Annotated in this window: 14 protein-coding genes, 1 tRNA gene and 1 other RNA gene; 12 read left to right on the top strand and 4 right to left on the bottom strand. The window is 73.4% G+C overall.

What is annotated here, in order from left to right; translation table 11 throughout:
• Positions 1 to 23 precede the first annotated feature (23 nt).
• From ABTX62_RS02010 to ABTX62_RS02025, 4 genes are all read left to right on the top strand, one after another.
• Positions 24 to 2,120 (top strand): penicillin acylase family protein, encoded by a 2,097-nt coding sequence (locus ABTX62_RS02010; protein ID WP_352114349.1) that lies wholly within the window; start codon positions 24 to 26, stop codon positions 2,118 to 2,120.
• Positions 2,113 to 2,721, top strand: coding sequence for a GNAT family N-acetyltransferase (locus tag ABTX62_RS02015; protein ID WP_352114350.1), 609 nt, complete (start codon positions 2,113 to 2,115; stop codon positions 2,719 to 2,721). The genes ABTX62_RS02010 and ABTX62_RS02015 overlap by 8 nt, the downstream gene beginning before the upstream one ends.
• Positions 2,718 to 3,197 carry a cupin domain-containing protein gene (locus tag ABTX62_RS02020; RefSeq protein WP_352114351.1) on the top strand — a complete coding sequence of 160 codons (480 nt, stop codon included), beginning with the start codon at positions 2,718 to 2,720 and terminating at the stop codon, positions 3,195 to 3,197. Before ABTX62_RS02015 ends, ABTX62_RS02020 begins: the two co-directional genes overlap by 4 nt.
• A gap of 306 nt (positions 3,198 to 3,503) precedes the next feature.
• Entirely contained in the window at positions 3,504 to 5,369 is a 1,866-nt protein-coding gene (locus tag ABTX62_RS02025; RefSeq protein WP_352114420.1) for a copper resistance CopC/CopD family protein, read from the top strand.
• Here the strand turns inward: ABTX62_RS02025 and ABTX62_RS02030 are convergent.
• Positions 5,269 to 6,237 (bottom strand): DUF72 domain-containing protein, encoded by a 969-nt coding sequence (locus ABTX62_RS02030; RefSeq protein WP_352114352.1) that lies wholly within the window; start codon positions 6,235 to 6,237, stop codon positions 5,269 to 5,271. The genes ABTX62_RS02025 and ABTX62_RS02030 overlap by 101 nt on opposite strands.
• Before the next feature lie 158 nt (positions 6,238 to 6,395).
• Here ABTX62_RS02030 and ABTX62_RS02035 point away from each other — a divergent pair, with 158 nt between their 5' ends.
• The 3 genes from ABTX62_RS02035 to ABTX62_RS02045 are packed head-to-tail and all read left to right on the top strand — an operon-like array spanning position 6,396 to position 9,845.
• The gene (locus ABTX62_RS02035; protein ID WP_352114353.1) at positions 6,396 to 8,876 is read left to right on the top strand and encodes a SpoIIE family protein phosphatase; all 2,481 of its coding nucleotides are present in this window, start codon (positions 6,396 to 6,398) and stop codon (positions 8,874 to 8,876) included.
• A 13-nt stretch (positions 8,877 to 8,889) separates the two neighbouring features.
• Positions 8,890 to 9,342, top strand: a complete 453-nt coding sequence (locus tag ABTX62_RS02040) for a DUF4383 domain-containing protein (protein WP_352114354.1) — start codon at positions 8,890 to 8,892, stop codon at positions 9,340 to 9,342.
• A gap of 17 nt (positions 9,343 to 9,359) precedes the next feature.
• Positions 9,360 to 9,845 (top strand): MSMEG_6728 family protein, encoded by a 486-nt coding sequence (locus tag ABTX62_RS02045; protein WP_352114355.1) that lies wholly within the window; start codon positions 9,360 to 9,362, stop codon positions 9,843 to 9,845.
• A 265-nt stretch (positions 9,846 to 10,110) separates the two neighbouring features.
• Here ABTX62_RS02045 and ABTX62_RS02050 read toward each other — a convergent pair whose 3' ends face one another.
• A complete protein-coding gene (locus ABTX62_RS02050; RefSeq protein ID WP_283974158.1) occupies positions 10,111 to 10,332 on the bottom strand; it encodes a hypothetical protein in 222 nt (73 codons plus the stop codon).
• Positions 10,333 to 10,455: 123 nt separating this feature from the next.
• Between ABTX62_RS02050 and ABTX62_RS02055 the strand changes: the two genes are divergently transcribed.
• The 3 genes from ABTX62_RS02055 to ABTX62_RS02065 all read left to right on the top strand — a co-directional run bounded on the left by ABTX62_RS02055 (position 10,456) and on the right by ABTX62_RS02065 (position 11,369).
• Positions 10,456 to 10,689 carry a DUF8825 domain-containing protein gene (locus ABTX62_RS02055; RefSeq protein ID WP_352114356.1) on the top strand — a complete coding sequence of 78 codons (234 nt, stop codon included), beginning with the start codon at positions 10,456 to 10,458 and terminating at the stop codon, positions 10,687 to 10,689.
• 44 nt (positions 10,690 to 10,733) lie between these two features.
• Positions 10,734 to 10,958, top strand: coding sequence for a hypothetical protein (locus tag ABTX62_RS02060; protein ID WP_283974160.1), 225 nt, complete (start codon positions 10,734 to 10,736; stop codon positions 10,956 to 10,958).
• A 66-nt stretch (positions 10,959 to 11,024) separates the two neighbouring features.
• Positions 11,025 to 11,369 (top strand): amphi-Trp domain-containing protein, encoded by a 345-nt coding sequence (locus tag ABTX62_RS02065; protein WP_352114357.1) that lies wholly within the window; start codon positions 11,025 to 11,027, stop codon positions 11,367 to 11,369.
• Positions 11,370 to 11,573: 204 nt separating this feature from the next.
• Here ABTX62_RS02065 and ABTX62_RS02070 read toward each other — a convergent pair whose 3' ends face one another.
• Positions 11,574 to 14,009: a helicase-associated domain-containing protein gene (locus ABTX62_RS02070; protein ID WP_352114358.1), complete on the bottom strand. Its 2,436-nt coding sequence runs from the start codon at positions 14,007 to 14,009 to the stop codon at positions 11,574 to 11,576.
• A 135-nt stretch (positions 14,010 to 14,144) separates the two neighbouring features.
• On the opposite strand from ABTX62_RS02070, the gene ABTX62_RS02075 reads away from it, so the two are divergent.
• Entirely contained in the window at positions 14,145 to 14,345 is a 201-nt protein-coding gene (locus ABTX62_RS02075) for a hypothetical protein (protein WP_352114359.1), read from the top strand.
• 62 nt (positions 14,346 to 14,407) lie between these two features.
• Here ABTX62_RS02075 and ABTX62_RS02080 read toward each other — a convergent pair.
• Positions 14,408 to 14,495: transfer RNA gene (locus ABTX62_RS02080), tRNA-Ser, on the bottom strand.
• Between the two features lie 73 nt (positions 14,496 to 14,568).
• Here ABTX62_RS02080 and ffs point away from each other — a divergent pair.
• Positions 14,569 to 14,663: signal recognition particle sRNA small type (gene ffs, locus ABTX62_RS02085), an RNA gene on the top strand.
• Positions 14,664 to 14,667 lie beyond the last annotated feature (4 nt).

The raw sequence follows: 14,667 nt of genomic DNA on the forward strand, positions 1-14,667 counted from the left end.
CTAAAAGGAAGAAGGAGTGCAGCGTGGCCACCGAGATCTACCGTGATGCCTGGGGCATTCCGCATCTGCGCGCGGGCGGCGCGGCCGGACTCGCCCACGCCCAGGGCCTCGTCACCGCCCGGGACCGGGCCTGGCAGCTGGAGATCGAGCGCCACCGGGCGCAGGGCACCTCGGCGTCCTTCCTCGGCGCAGGCGCCCTGGCCTGGGACCGGTTCGCGAGACGGGCCAGAGTCGACGACACCGCGCGACGCTGCTTCGCGGACCTGGAGAGGAAGGACCCCGAGACGGCGCGGTGGGTGCGCGCGTACGTCGACGGGGTCAACGAAGGGCTCGCCGGCGGCACCGCCCCCGAGTTCGCCCGCACCGGCCTCGCCCCGGGCCGCTGGGAACCCTGGACCCCCCTCGGCGTCTGGCTCGCCACGCACATCCTCTTCGCCGGGTTCCCGGCCAAGCTCTGGCGCGAGCAGGTCGCCACCCACCTCGGCGCGGACGCCGTCGGGCTCTTCGCCACCGACGGCCCCGGCACCTCCGGCAGCAACGGCTGGCTGGTGAGCGGCGAGCGGAGCGTCACCGGACAGGCGGTCATCGCCGGCGACCCCCACCGCTGGATCGAGGACCCGGGCGTCTACCAGCAGATCCACCTGTCCTGCCCGGAGTTCGACGTGGTGGGCCTGGCCGTCCCCGGCGTGCCCGGCATCGCCCACTTCGGGCACACCGGCACGGTCGCCTGGGCCATCACCAACGCCATGGCCGACTACCAGGACCTCTACCGGGAACGGCTGCGGCGCACCGGCGCCGGTGTGGAGGCCCTCGGCCCGGACGGGATCTGGCGGCGGGCGGCCCGGCACACCGAGACCGTCGAGGTGGCGGGTGAGGAACCGGTCGAGGTCGAGGTGATCGAGACCGCCCGGGGCCCGGTGATCATCGGCGGACCCGAGGGCCTCGACGGCGACCCGGCCGACCCGGCCGATCCCTCCGGCCCGCCCGTGGCGATCAGCCTGCGCCACCCGCCCCGCGTCACCGCGGACCTCGGCTTCGGCGCACTGCTGCCACTGCTGCGGGCGCGCCGGGTCGCCGACGTGGACCGGGCCTTCGACCACTGGGCCGAACCGGTCAACGTCGTCCAGGCCGCCGACACCGAGGGCGGTGTCCTGCACCGCGTGGCCGGGCGGGTGCCGCGGCGCGCCGGGACCAACTCCCTGCGCGTGGTGCCCGCCTGGGAGCCCGGTCACGAGTGGCGGGGCTGGCACGAGACGCCCCGCGCCGGGCTCACCGACGGGGTCGCCGTCATGGCCAACCAGCGCGGCCCGTCCGGGCCCCTCGGCGTCGAGTTCGCCCCGCCGCACCGCGCCGACCGCATCGCCGCGCTGCTCGCCGGCAAGGAGCGCTGGTCCGCCGCCGACATGACCGCGATCCACACGGACACCCACCTGGTCTCCGCATCCTCCCTCCTGGACCACCTCGGCGCCCTCGACGACCTCACCCCCGAGGCCGCCGCCCTCCGGGACCGGCTCCTCGGCTGGGACCGCCACATGGACGCCGGCAGCGCCGACGCGGCCCTCTACGCGGCCGTGCGCGCGGCGGTCGTACGGCGGCTCGCGGCGGACCCGGTGTTCATCCCGCTCACCGCGCCACCGGCGTACCCGGACCTCTTCCAGCCCTGGCTGGCCCTCCTCCCCCGGGTCGCCTTCGCCCTCGAGCACCTGCTGCGGGCCGGGGACCTGTACGGAATCGACCGCCCGGCGGCCGTCCGGGCGGCGATCGAGGACGTCGCCGTACACCCCCCGGCCGGGGTCTGGGGAGACACCCACCGCCTCGCCCCCTGGCGGGCGCTGGAGCCGGAGCGGCCCTACGACGAACCGGGGCTGTCCGGCGACCACGACTGCGTGCTGTGCACCTCGGGCGTGCCGGGCCTCACCGACCGCGCCGCCAGGGGCCCGGCCGCCCGGTACGTCTGGGACCTGGCCCGGCGCGACGACAGCCGCTGGGTGGTACCGCTCGGCGCCTCGGGCGTCCCCGGCTCACCCCACCACCGCGACCAGCTCCCCCTGTGGCTCGCGGGAGACCTCGTCCCGGTCGTCACCGACTGGGCTCAGCTGGAGAAGGAAGCCGATGTCTGACCCGTACGCCTCCCGCACGCCCGTCCACGAGCAGCCGATCGACGGCTTCGGCACCGTCCGCGTACTGCCGCTGGACCCCGCCGCCGACGCCGCCGTCATCCACCACTGGGTCAGCGGGGAACGGGCCGTCTTCTGGGGCATGACCGAACTGACCGAACAACAGGTCGCCGACCTCTACGCCCACATGGCCACGCTCGACACCCACCACGCCCACCTCGTCGTCCGGGACGGCGAGCCGGTCGCGCTCCTGCAGACCTACGAGCCGGAGGCCGACCGCGTCAGCGAGTGCTACGCCGTCCGCCCCGGTGACATCGGCCTCCACCTGCTCCTCGCCCCCGCCGGCCCGGGAGGCGCACAGCCAGGCTGGACGGCCCGTCTCATGTCGGTCGTCGCCGCATACGTCCTGCTCGGCCTGGACCGCCGACGGGTCGTGGTCGACCCGGACGTGCGCAACCAGAAGGCGATCACCCGTTTCCTCAGGACGGGTTTCACCGCCGGGCCGGTGGTGGCCCTGCCGGAGATCGACCTCCCGGACGTGTACCTGCCGGAGAAGAAGGCCCAGCTCGCCTTCCTGGACCGGGAGATACTGTTCCCCGGGTGACGCCACAGGACCTCATCGCCCACTACCGGCTCGAACCGATCCCGCGTGAGGGCGGCCTGTTCCGCCAGACCTGGGCCGGTCCCGAACGCCCCGACGGCAGGCCGGAGGGCACGGCGATCGTCGCGCTCCTGGCAGCGGACGACTTCTCCGCCCTCCACCGCCTGCCGACGGACGAGATCTGGCACTTCTACCGGGGTGATCCCCTGGAGCTCCTCCTGCTCGCCCCGGACGGCGGCATCCGGACGGCGGTCCTCGGGCCGGACGTCCTGAACGGCCACCACGTCCAGTTCACGGTCCCGGCGGGCACCTGGATGGGCGGCAGGGTGAGCGAGGGCGGCTCATGGACCCTGTTCGGCTGCACGATGGCCCCGGGCTTCACGTTCGAGGGCTACGAACACGGGGACGCGGCGGAACTGACGGCTCGTTTCCCGGCAGCGGCGGACAGGATCGCCGGACTGTGCAGGCCTTCCGCCTAGGGGGCTTCTGATGGATCTCCGCGGCGTCACGACGCCCGGCACGCACGCTCGCCGCACGCCGTGAACGGACAGGTGGCTCCGCCACATGACCGTTCACGGCGCACGCCGATCGCACGCACCGAACGCCGCTCCTTCTTCCACGTAGATCCATCAGAACCCCCTAGCCACGCTCCCACCCCGTTGAGCGCCGCACCGATCCCGTGCGTACATAACGCGGAGCCGTCCAGCCCGACCCCGGAGAACGACGTGGACCAACGCCGGAACGAGGACCGCGATGCCGGACACCCCCGGCGATGTCAGGCCCTGGTGCTCCTCGGCGCCGTGCTGGTCCTGCTCCTCGCCGGGGCGGCCCCCGCGTCCGCGCACGCCGCCCTGCGCGCCACCGACCCCGGCGACGACTCGGTCCTCCGGCAGGCCCCCCGCCACGTCACCCTGACCTTCACCGAGTCCGTCGGCCTGCTCGACGACTCCTTCCGGGTCTTCGGGCCCGACCAGCGCCGGGTCCACACCGGCGAGGCCACGCACGCCGACGGCCGCTCCGACACGGCCCGGGTCGCCCTGCCCGGCAAGCTCGCCCAGGGCACCTACACGGTGGCCTGGCGGGTCGTCTCCGCCGACAGCCACCCCGTCTCCGGCGCCTTCAGCTTCTCCGTGGGGAAGCGCTCCGCGACCACCTCCCAGCTCGACACGGGCCCGGCCGAGGACCCGCTCACCCGCGGCCTCTACGACGCCGCCCGCTACCTCGCCTACCTCGCCGCCGCGCTGCTCGTCGGCACGGCGGCGTTCGCGCTGCTGTGCCGGCCCGCGGACACCTCCCCGCTGCGCCGGCCGCTGGTGGCGGCCTGGTGGACGCTGCTGGGCTCGACGGCCGTCCTGCTCCTGCTGCGCGTCCCCTACGAGACGGGCGCGGGCCCGGCCTCGGCCTTCGACGCCTCCGCCCTGGGCCGCACCCTCACCGGCCGCCCCGGCGAGGCCCTGCTGGCCCGGCTGGTCATCCTCCTGCTGACCGCCGCCTTCCTGGTACGGCTGTCCGGGCGCCGGGAACGACGCGGGCCGGCCACCCTGGCGACCGGCACCGCCCTGGCCGCCGCCCTGGCCCTGACCTGGGCGGCGGCCGAGCACGCCTCCGCCGGGATCCAGGTGCCGCTGGCGATGACGTCGTCCGTACTGCACCTGCTGGCGACCGGTGTCTGGCTCGGCGGCCTGGTGGCGCTGCTGCTGACCCTGCGTCGCGCCTCCGACGACCTGGTGGAGGTCGTGCCCCGCTTCTCGCGGATCGCCTTCGCCTCGGTGATCGTCCTGGCCGTCACGGGCCTCTACCAGTCCTGGCGGGGCCTCGGCTCCCTCTTCGCGCTGAGCACGCCGTACGGGCGGCTGCTGCTCGCCAAAGTGGCCGGGGTGGCCGTGCTGTTGCTCGTGGCCGGGTACTCGCGGCGCTGGACGCAGCGGCTCGCGGCCCCGGAGACGGCCGTCCTGGCGGCCGCACCGGCCCGGGTCCCGCAGCCCGTCGGCGCACCGGCGGCACCCGACGGGCCCGGGCAGCCCGGCGCACCGGCGGAATGCGGCGGACCCGGGCAGCCGGGGGAGCCGGAGGGGCCGGAGGGGCTCGGCGAACCGGAGCCGGAGGGGCCCGGTGGGCCGGTGGAGGAGCCCGCCGCGTCCGACGCCGACCGGGACGACCAATGCCGCCGCCTGCGGCGTTCCGTGCTCGTCGAGGTCGCCGTCGCCGCCGTGGTGCTGATGATCACGACCGTGCTCACGGGAACCCTGCCGGGCCGCGCCCAGGCCGAGGCGGCCGAGCAGGCCCCCGCGGGTTCGCTCCCGCCCACCACCCAGACGACCGTGCCCTTCGACACGGGCGCCGCGACCCTGGCCGGCCGCGGTGCGGTGCTGGTCACCCTGGATCCGGCCCGGGTCGGCGAGAACGGCATCCAAGCGGTGGTCCACGGCTCCGACGAGGGCCTGGTCGTCGTCCCCGAGCTCCGCATCACCTTCACCCTGCCCTCCCGGAAGATCGGACCGATCGACGCCGAACTCACCGACCGGGGCGGCTACTGGAGCACCAACTCCGTCAACCTGCCGCTCGCTGGGGACTGGACGATGAAGACGACGGTGCGGGTGTCGGACGTGGACCAGGTGTCGGTCGAGCGCCGGGTGCGGATCGAGCCCTAGGCAGCCGCACCGCCGCCGGCGGATCGTCGCCGACGAGCCGTGTCATGGTCTCGGCGGCGCGGACGGCGGCGTCGCCGCAGCAGTTGTTGAACAGCACGTGGACCTGTTCGGTCCGCTCGGCCAGCCGGCGCACGCGGGGCAGCCACCCGGCGAGTTCCTCCTCGGCGTAGGCGTACCGGAACCGGTCCTCCTTGCTGCCGGTCCCCCAGGCGGCGCTGCGGCCGTGGAACCGGACGACGGACACCCGCGGCGAGGTCACGGGGGTGACCGGCGGGACGGAGGAGGGCAGGGTCTGCGTCATGTCGACGGCGACCGCGGCCATGCCGTGCCGGGCCAGCAGGGCTTGTGTCGCCTCGTCCTGCCCCGGCTCCCACCAGGAGGGGTGCCGGAACTCCACGGCGAGCGGCCAGCCTTCGGTCCGCTCGGCGCACTCCCGGAGGAACGTCTCCGCCCGCGGCCCGGGCCGGAACCAGGGCGGGAACTGGAACAGCACGCACCCGAGCCGCCCGGCCTCCCGCAGTGGCGCGATCCCGGCAGCGAACCGGGCCCACACCTCGTCGAGCACCGCCGGGTCCCGGTGCTCGGCCGGCAGCCCGTCCGGCATCACCGCCTCCCGGGTGGGATGCCCGGTCAGCAGCGAGAAGGCCTTCACATCGAACACGAACCCGTCCGGTGTCCGCTCGGCCCACAGACGGCTGTTCCGCTCGCTCGGCAGCGCGTAGTACGAGGCGTCGACCTCGACGACCGGGAACCGCTCGGCGTAGTGCCGTAACCGCCCCTCGGCGTCCCGCCGCCCCGCCGGATACCAGCCGCTGCCGACCAGTGCCCGGTCGGTCCAGGAACACGTGCCCACGCGGATCTCACCCATGGGGGAGCGGTTACCCGGGCCGGGCGGCGGCAGGCTCCGCTTCTCGCGGGAACGCCTCGGTGAAACCCGGCCCAATCGGGGTAAGCAGGTCTAAGCAGGTCATATCAGCCCATGCCTGGGGCTACGGCTGGAGTCTCCCGAGAGTGAGATGACCGATCATGGAGCAGCCCGTCACCGTCGGCCGGGGCACCCGGCCGTTCGGGGAAGCGCCCGAAGCCCTCGACGCCCTCGTCGGCGCGTCGCTGACGGCCCGGGTCTGCGTCGACGAACACGGCATCGTGACCGGCTGGAACGCGGGCGCCGAGCGGCTCCTCGGGTACGCGGCCGGGGAGGTGACCGGCCACCGCGCCGCGGACCTGCTGGCCGAGCCGATCCCGGTCCGCGGCGGCCTGCCCACCCTGGCCGGGCTGGCGCGCTGGAACGGCGACGTCGCGCTGAGGCACCGCGACGGCCGGAAACTGACGGTCGGGATCCTCGCCCACCACAGGCCACCCGGCGCCGACGCCCCGGCCTGGCTCATCGTCTCGGCCCTGACCGGCCGGCAGCCGCGGGCCGGCCTCGACGAATCCCTCGTGAGCTGGAGCTTCGCCCAGTCCCCGTGCTGCGCCCAGGCGATCTACGACACCCGGCTCAGGCTGCGCCGGGCCAACGCCGACATGGAGCGCTCCATGTCGCTCACCGAGGAGGAGATGCGCGGCCTGCGCGTGTCCGAGATCGTCGACGACGACGCCGGCCTGCGGGCCGAACGCGACATGGCCCGGGTGCTGCGGACCGGCGAGCCGCAGTACGCGGAGAACTACCTGCGCGCCCCGGGCGAGAGCCATGAGCACGCCTGGTCGGTCTTCATGTCGGCGCTGCGCGACCACGAGGGCGCCGTCCAGGGCGTCTGCCTGTCGGCACACGACATGACCGAGCAGTTCTGGGCCCGCAAGCGCCTCCAGCTGATCGCCGAGGCCGGCCGGCGCATCGGCAGCACGCTCGACGTGACGCGCACGGCCCAGGAACTGGCGGACGTGACCGTCCCGGCCCTGGCCGACTTCGTCAGCGTCGATCTGCTGGCCGCGCTGGACGACGCGCCGGAGCCGCCCGCGCGGGCGGTCCCGGAGAACGGGCCGCTGCTGCTGCGCCGGGCCGCCCTGCGGTCCGTGACCCCCGGCGCTCCGGAGTCGGCCGTGGCGGCCGGCGCGGTGGGCTCCTACCCGGCGGGCTCGTTGCCCTACGAGAGCCTGCGCACCGGACGGCCCGCCCTGCACGCGGTGACCGATCCGGCGTTCGCCGCCTGGCTCGCCCGCGATCCGACCCGAGCCGCCCGGGTCCGGGCGTTCGGCGTCCACTCCGCGATGACCGTGCCGCTGGCCGCCCGCGGCACCAGGCTGGGCGTCGCCTTCTTCGTCCGGCACGCCAACCAGGAGACCTTCCGGCACGACGACCTGGTCCTGGCCGGGGAACTCGCCGCCCGGGCCGCGGTCAGCATCGACAACGCCCGCCGCTTCGCCCGCGAGCGCGCCACGGCCGTCACCCTCCAGCGCAGCCTGCTGCCGCGGCGGCTGCCCCGGCAGGCGGCCGTCGAGGTCGCCTCCCGCTACCTCCCGGCGGGCGGGCACGCCGGTGTCGGCGGGGACTGGTTCGACGTCATCCCCCTCTCCGGGGCGCGGGTGGCCCTGGTCGTCGGCGACGTGGTCGGCCACGGACTGCACGCCTCGGCGGCCATGGGGCGGCTGCGCACGGCGGTCCGCACGCTGGCCGACATCGACCTGCCGTGCGACGAGCTGCTGACCCGTCTCGACGACCTGGTCGCCCGCCTGAACACCGAGGAGGACGACGGCGAACCGGGCACAGCGGGCTCCACCGGCACTGCCTCGGCCGATGTCGGAGCCACCTGCCTGTACGCCGTCTACGACCCGGTGACGCGGCACTGCTGCCTGGCCGGGGCCGGGCATCCCGTACCGCTCGTGGTGAGCCCCGACGGCGCCGTCGACCTCGTCGGGCTCCCGGCCGCACCCCCGCTCGGCGTGGGCGGTCTGCCGTACGAGGCCACCGAGGTCGTCCTCCCCGAGGGCAGCCTGCTCGCGCTCTACACCAACGGCCTGATCGAGACCGCCGACCGGGACCTCGACACCGGCGTCCACCGGCTGCGGGAGGCCCTGGCCCGCCCGGCGGGCTCACTGGACGCGCTGTGCGACACGGTCCTCACCGACCTGCTGCCGCGGCGCCCGGCCGACGACGTGGCCCTGCTGATCGCCCGCACCCGCGCGCTCGACGCGAACCAGGTCGCCACCTGGGCGGTGCCGGCCGTCCCGTCCGCGGTCGCGCGAACCCGCAAGGACGTGGTGGCGCAACTGGAGCGGTGGGGTCTTTCCGACGCCGTGTTCGTCACGGAACTGGTCGTCAGCGAACTCGTCACCAACGCCATCCGGCACGCCGAGCCGCCGATCCGGCTGCGCCTGATCCACGACACGTCCTTGATCTGCGAGGTCTCCGACGGCGGCAACACCGCTCCCCACCTGCGGCGCGCCCGCACCTACGACGAGGGCGGCCGCGGCCTGCTCCTCGTCGCCCAGCTGACCCAGCGCTGGGGCACCCGCCAGGGCGCCACCGGCAAGACCATCTGGGCGGAACAGACCCTGTCCCGCCCGTGAGGAGGCACCGGCCATGACCACACACACGTCCCACCGGGCCGTACGCGCCCCCGTTCAGCAGGCCGCCCTGCTGTTCGGCATCGTCTTCCTGCTGATCGGCGTGCTGGGCTTCATCCCCGGCATCACCACCGACTACGGCTCGATGGAGTTCGCCTCCCACGACTCGGGCGCCGAACTCTTCGGCCTGTTCCAGGTCTCGATCCTGCACAACCTGGTGCACCTGGCCTATGGCCTCGCCGGTCTGGCCCTGTCCCGCTCGGCCGCCGGGGCGTACTCGTACCTGCTGGTCGGTGGCGCCGTCTATCTGGTGCTGTGGGTGTACGGGCTGTCCGTCGGCCAGGACAGCGACGCCAACTTCATCCCGCTCAACACCGCGGACGACTGGCTCCACTTCGTCCTGGGCATCGTCATGATCGGCCTGGCTCTGGCTCTCCGCCGGCGCTCCACCCGCGGCGGCGCACGGTAGGGATCACCCACGACGGCATGCAGACCTTCCTGCCCTACCCCGACTTCCGCACCACGGCCCTGGCCCTGGACCGCCGCCGCCTCGGCAAACAACGCGTCGAGGCCCTGCAGGTCCTGCGCGGCCTGGTGGTCCCCGGCTACGGGTGGCGGCGCCACCCGGCCGTCAGGATGTGGCTCGGCTACGAGGAGGCGCTGGTCCGCTACGGCCTGGAGATCTGCCGCGTCTGGCGTGAACAGGGCCACCAGGACACCTGTGCGGCCACGCTGGTGGCCGATCTCGCGGCGACCCGCCCGCACGCCCCGATCCGCGACCAGCGCAAACTGGCCGCCGACGGCGAACTCCCGCCCTGGCTCGGCGACGCTCCGTTCCACGAAAGCCACCGCTCGGCCCTGGTCCGCAAGGACCCCGCCACCTACGCGGACCTCTTCCCGGGCGTACCGGACGACCTGCCCTACATCTGGCCGGCCTCGGACCGCACGGGTGGGGAGACGTCCGGGACCTGACGGTCTCGCGGAGTCAGGCGGCCCTGCGGCGTGCCGGGCGCCCGGAGGTGGTGGGCTGCTCCGTCACGTCCTCGAACGGGAAGGTGTCGTCTTCCCCGAAGTCCGGAGCCTGGAAGGGGTTGGTCGCCGGAGGCGGCGACGCCGCGCCGGTACGGTCGGGTTGCCCTTCCACAGCGGAGAACAACGAAGTCGGTTCGATGAGAGGTCTCTTTTCCGTTACTGGCCCAGGGGAGGGCCAGGCGTGCCCTGACCGGGCACGAAGGTCCTACAGCTTGGTCATCTTGGCGTAAGGGCTCAGGATCCGCATCTGCGCCGACCCGAAGTCGACGAGCGCCGCGATTCCTTCCTCCATACCGATGACCCGGCCGAGCCCGTACATGTCGTGCGTGACCTGGTCACCCACGGCGAAGTGCTTGGGAGCGGGGGCGACCGGCGCCTTGAAGGGGCTGGTAGGCAAATGACGCTTGGGAGCAGCAGGCTTAGTCATTGACCTCAGTATGCGCCTACTCATGCCCCTCGCGCTGCGGCTGTCCACGTGCAGTGCCCGAACCGAGACGTACGAGAGATGTCGCACTGGCCCAGAAATTCGAACGCATGCTTGAATTCGGCCATGCGAACGTTTCCCGACGATCTTGTCCGGGCGCAGGGGGAGTGGACCGCCACCTACCGCCGGCTCGCCGACCGGCCCGGCCGCACCGAGCTGCGCCGTCGCCTGTACCGGCTGTCGGCCCGGACGTTCTTCCACCCCTCCTGGCAGCGGCGACGGCCGGCCCCCGCGGCCTGGTGGGAGCTGAGGGAGCTGGGGCGGTCGGCCGGGAACACGAGTGAGCGGCTCGACGGATGACGCGCCGACCTGCGGAGCCGTACATCCCGGACGATCCTGAAGGCATGTCCGGATCGATTCGCGTGATCGTGCATCCGCCCTCGCCCTCGGGCGGCCGGCGGGTGCGCGTGGACGGCGAGATCCTCGGACTCGCCCACAACGTGACCGACGTCGCGGAGTTCCTCCGCCGCGCCGGCCTGGAGATCGACCCGGCGGACGTGGCGGAGGCGCCGTGGATCGACTGGCACGGAGTGGGCCCCGAGCGCTGGGGCCCGGAGACAGGCGACTGACCCGCGGATCCGCACATCACGCCACACCGGCTTCAACCACTCTTCCGCGTCACACCGGAGGGCCCCATGAAGGACCTCAAGTACGAGCAAAAGCGCTCGCTGTCCCGCCAGGAGGCCGCCGATCAGCTCACGGCACTCGCGGACGCCCTGAGAGAGGGCGGGGACGCCGAGCTGCACCTCGGCCCCGGCACGCTGGGCCTGCGAATCCCCGACGACCTCCACAGCGAGCTGGAGGTCGAGATCGGCGACGGGGAGATCGAGCTGGAGATCGAGCTCAAGTGGCCGACCGCCCCAGCGCCCGCGACGCCGTCCCGCACGGACGCCCGCACGGAGAAACCCCAGCGGAAGAACGCGCCCGCCCCGGCGGGTCGAAACCGGGGCGCGAAACGGTCCGCCCCGAAGAAGCCGTGAGCGGACGTGAGAGGGCCGGGGCCGAGGAAGACGTCGAAGGGCCCCGCCACGTCATCTCCGTGATCGACAGCCCGGATCCGACCAGGAGGAGAAACACCGGCTTGCGGCTGACCAGCCGGTCGGTCCCATGCCGCCGAAGCATGCCCTCGAAGGCGTCGACGCGGTCCACGAGATGCGGAACCTCGCTCCCGATACCGTCCGCCCTCACTCGGACATGAGGCTCATCACGCCGTGGACACGGGAGAGGGTGAAAACCCGCTCGTCTTCTCGCAGGTGGCACCAGGCTTCGAGGTAGGGCGGATCGAGATTGAGGCGGCTGAGGGTGCGCACCGTCCTGTTCCCCGAGGCGGCGACGTACTCGACGGTGACGGGTTCACCGGTATCAATGGCATGGGCGAGCTGACGGACGTCGGTGTACGGCAGGTGCTTGGCCCACCCTGCGACGATCTCCTCGGTGTCCGTGGCGAAGGCCGCTCCTGCGTCGACCGGCTCGGGTTCGTCAGGCGTCGGCGGGGCCTTCAGCAGCCGGGCCGCCAGGATGTCCGGGTCTACACGGGCGGCGGCCCTGGCCACGCCTGTGGCGGCGATCCGGCCGTTGCGCCTGGCGCCGGTGCGGCGCGGTGCCGGCACAGGGGCGGCGGCCCGCTGAGGCCGGTCCTTCTCGATCCGTACCGTGCCCTCGGCGGTCTCGGCGACCGGGGCGTATCCCTCGGCCCGGAGCGCGGCGACAGTCGTGTCGAGCGAGCTGCGGCTGACCAGCACCGTCGGCGCCAGCTGCCGTAGCCCGAGCTTGGCGAGCTTGCGGTGGGCGGCGAGTTCCGCCAAGAGCGCGGGCTCGTCGCTGTGGAGGACGCAGGCGGCCGGGGCGACGCGCACGCGTCCGTGGCCACGTGCGGTGTCGGTGATCAGGTACGACAGCGGCTGTGGCAGGGGCCCGGCGGCGACGGCGGCCAGGTCGGCGGCGATGGCGTCGGGGCCACGGCCGGCATCCAGGGCCCGGCGGATGCTGCCGGCGCTGAACCGCCACACCGATGCCGTGCCGCCGGTCTCCCGGTCGGCGACGGAGTCCAGGAGCGAGGCCAGGCGCGCGGTCGGTGTGCCGGTGACGACGGCGGTGAGGTCGGCGCCGATCCGTGCCGTCGCGGTGGCCGAGGGCAGCAGCCGCCGGCACTCGATTCCCAGCCCGTCCGTGTCGTCGGTCCGCAGGTGGACACCGAAGGCGGACAGGGCACCGCGAGCGAGTACGCCGAGGATTTCGGCCTCACGGATCACGAGGGCGAACGGCGTTCCGTCCTGGGGCGACGCGTGGGCGAGCGGACGGTGCCAGGCGATCAGAGGCCCGAGATCCGCCGTGGCCGCCGTGCCCTGCCCTGCCGGAAGCCGCGCGGCTGCCTCCAACAGCCCGTGGCGGGCCTGCACACATCCGTCGCAGGGCGGTGCTCCCGCGAGAGCGGCAAGCGTCTTGTTGTCCCCGTCACGCGCTTGTGTCGGGGTGAGCGGCAGCGTCCGCCATGCCTGAAGCAGGACGGCGAACCGGTCCGGGGGTTCCTGTCGCGCCCAGGTGTCGTACGCGTCGGTGGGCGCCACGCGATCGCCGTCCCGGCCCAAGAGCCCGGCAGCGAAAGCGGTCTCGAGAACAAGGCGCACGACGGCGTCGTCGGCCTGGGCGGCCTTGCCGATCCGGGCCAGTTCACGCGCACCGATCCCGCCGGACTTCAGCCGGGCGGGCGCGGCCGCAGAACACACCGACAGGACGGAAGCGGCGTGCGCGGCGAACACCGTGGCAGCGGCCGACGCCTCGCGGTCCACCTCTACCGGCGTGACGGACGCCAACCGTGCGGCAGGCGGGCCGGGCTCGAACGGGGCGTGCCAGCCCGGCCCCCGCAGCGCGAGCGCCACCTCGGCCGGCATACGGGCCGGCCCATAGCCGTGACGGTCCCGGACCAGGAGCGCCCGCTCCAACGCCCATCGCTCGCCCGGTTCGAGACCGGGGCCGGGAGTGCCGAACACGATGAACTGCGGCTCCCCGGGCTCACCCTCCGCCCGGCGTTCCAGTAGCTTCCGGGCCGCCGCAGGGGCTTGCGCGACCACCGAGACCACCTGTTCCGCGTTGCCGTGGTGCTCCACCAGTGCGGCCAGTCGCTGCGGCTTGGTGCCCGGCGGCTTGACACCCAGGGCCGCCAGCATGCCGCGCAGCTCGTCGGAGGTCGCGCCCGCGAGCAGCTGCTCCAGGGGAGCGTCCAGTCCCAAGGGCGCGTCCCACGCCTGCCGCAGCGGTCCGGCCATGCGGAGCTTCCCCGTGCCGTCCGGCCAGACCAGGACATGGTCGGCCAGCACGTCCAGCACGGCGTCCAGATCACGGGTGGTTTCGTCGTCTGCCACCCCCAGCAGCTCCGCCAGGGCTTCGCGCGAGGCGGGCGCACCCAGCGCCGCCAGCGCCTCGGCCACCTGGAGATGCGGCAGGGCGAGCCGCGGCAAGGACAGTGCCACCGATCCCGGGCGCTGAAGACGGTCCGCCAGTTCTCCCATTGAGCGCGGCTCCGGAGGGGACATCGCGTCCTTTCGCGCTACGAGCACGCGCGCCAGACGAGGTCCGTCAAGGCCGCTCAGCCATGTCGCCAGCGTTGATCGGGACTTCACGCGGTATGCACCTCGTTGCGCCAGGGGGTATCGCAGCGGGCCGGACTCTCGGCACCGGCTTCAAGAATGGCGCATTCCCGTGATCAGCGGGTGCCGCACGGAACATGTTCCGACCCTCGGCACACGGCCGCCGCCGTGCTCATGCTGCTCGGTGTCCCGACCCGGGTCATCAATAGGACCACGGAGTGGGAGCCGGGCACCTCCGCGAGCATGCGGGCGTGCCACCTCCAGGCGCCGGGCGCCATGCTCAAGGGCGTGGCCCGGAAGATCGCCGATGCCATCTGGGGAACCCCGAAAGCATCCGCTGTGGACAAAATCCAGAACAACGAGCGCTGAGACATGTCGAAGGGCCCCACCGCGAACGGTGGGGCCCTTCGACATCGTGCCCGGTGAGGCACTGGCGGAGGATACGAGATTCGAACTCGTGAGGGGTTGCCCCCAACACGCTTTCCAAGCGTGCGCCCTAGGCCTCTAGGCGAATCCTCCGCCAGGAACATTACATGACCGAGAGGAGTGCTCGCGAACTCGTTCCCGGCCCCCGACATCAGGTAACCTTGGCGCAGCCCCTCACGCGGCGCTATCTGACTGAACTCCCCCAGGGCCGGAAGGCAGCAAGGGTAGGTCGGCTCTGGCGGGTGCGTGAGGGGCGTCTGCGTTC

The sequence above is a fragment of the Streptomyces sp. NPDC096046 genome (genome assembly GCF_040303285.1).
Lineage (GTDB): Bacteria > Actinomycetota > Actinomycetes > Streptomycetales > Streptomycetaceae > Streptomyces.

Excerpts from the sequence above, each read along its gene's own strand:
- ABTX62_RS02015 (WP_352114350.1), top strand. The coding sequence starts at position 2,113 with ATGTCTGACCCGTACGCCTCCCGCACGCCCGTCCACGAGCAGCCGATC.
- ABTX62_RS02030 (WP_352114352.1), bottom strand. The coding sequence starts at position 6,237 with ATGGGTGAGATCCGCGTGGGCACGTGTTCCTGGACCGACCGGGCACTG.
- ABTX62_RS02035 (WP_352114353.1), top strand. The coding sequence starts at position 6,396 with ATGGAGCAGCCCGTCACCGTCGGCCGGGGCACCCGGCCGTTCGGGGAA.
- ABTX62_RS02040 (WP_352114354.1), top strand. The coding sequence starts at position 8,890 with ATGACCACACACACGTCCCACCGGGCCGTACGCGCCCCCGTTCAGCAG.
- ABTX62_RS02045 (WP_352114355.1), top strand. The coding sequence starts at position 9,360 with ATGCAGACCTTCCTGCCCTACCCCGACTTCCGCACCACGGCCCTGGCC.
- ABTX62_RS02050 (WP_283974158.1), bottom strand. The coding sequence starts at position 10,332 with ATGACTAAGCCTGCTGCTCCCAAGCGTCATTTGCCTACCAGCCCCTTC.
- ABTX62_RS02055 (WP_352114356.1), top strand. The coding sequence starts at position 10,456 with ATGCGAACGTTTCCCGACGATCTTGTCCGGGCGCAGGGGGAGTGGACC.
- ABTX62_RS02060 (WP_283974160.1), top strand. The coding sequence starts at position 10,734 with ATGTCCGGATCGATTCGCGTGATCGTGCATCCGCCCTCGCCCTCGGGC.
- ABTX62_RS02065 (WP_352114357.1), top strand. The coding sequence starts at position 11,025 with ATGAAGGACCTCAAGTACGAGCAAAAGCGCTCGCTGTCCCGCCAGGAG.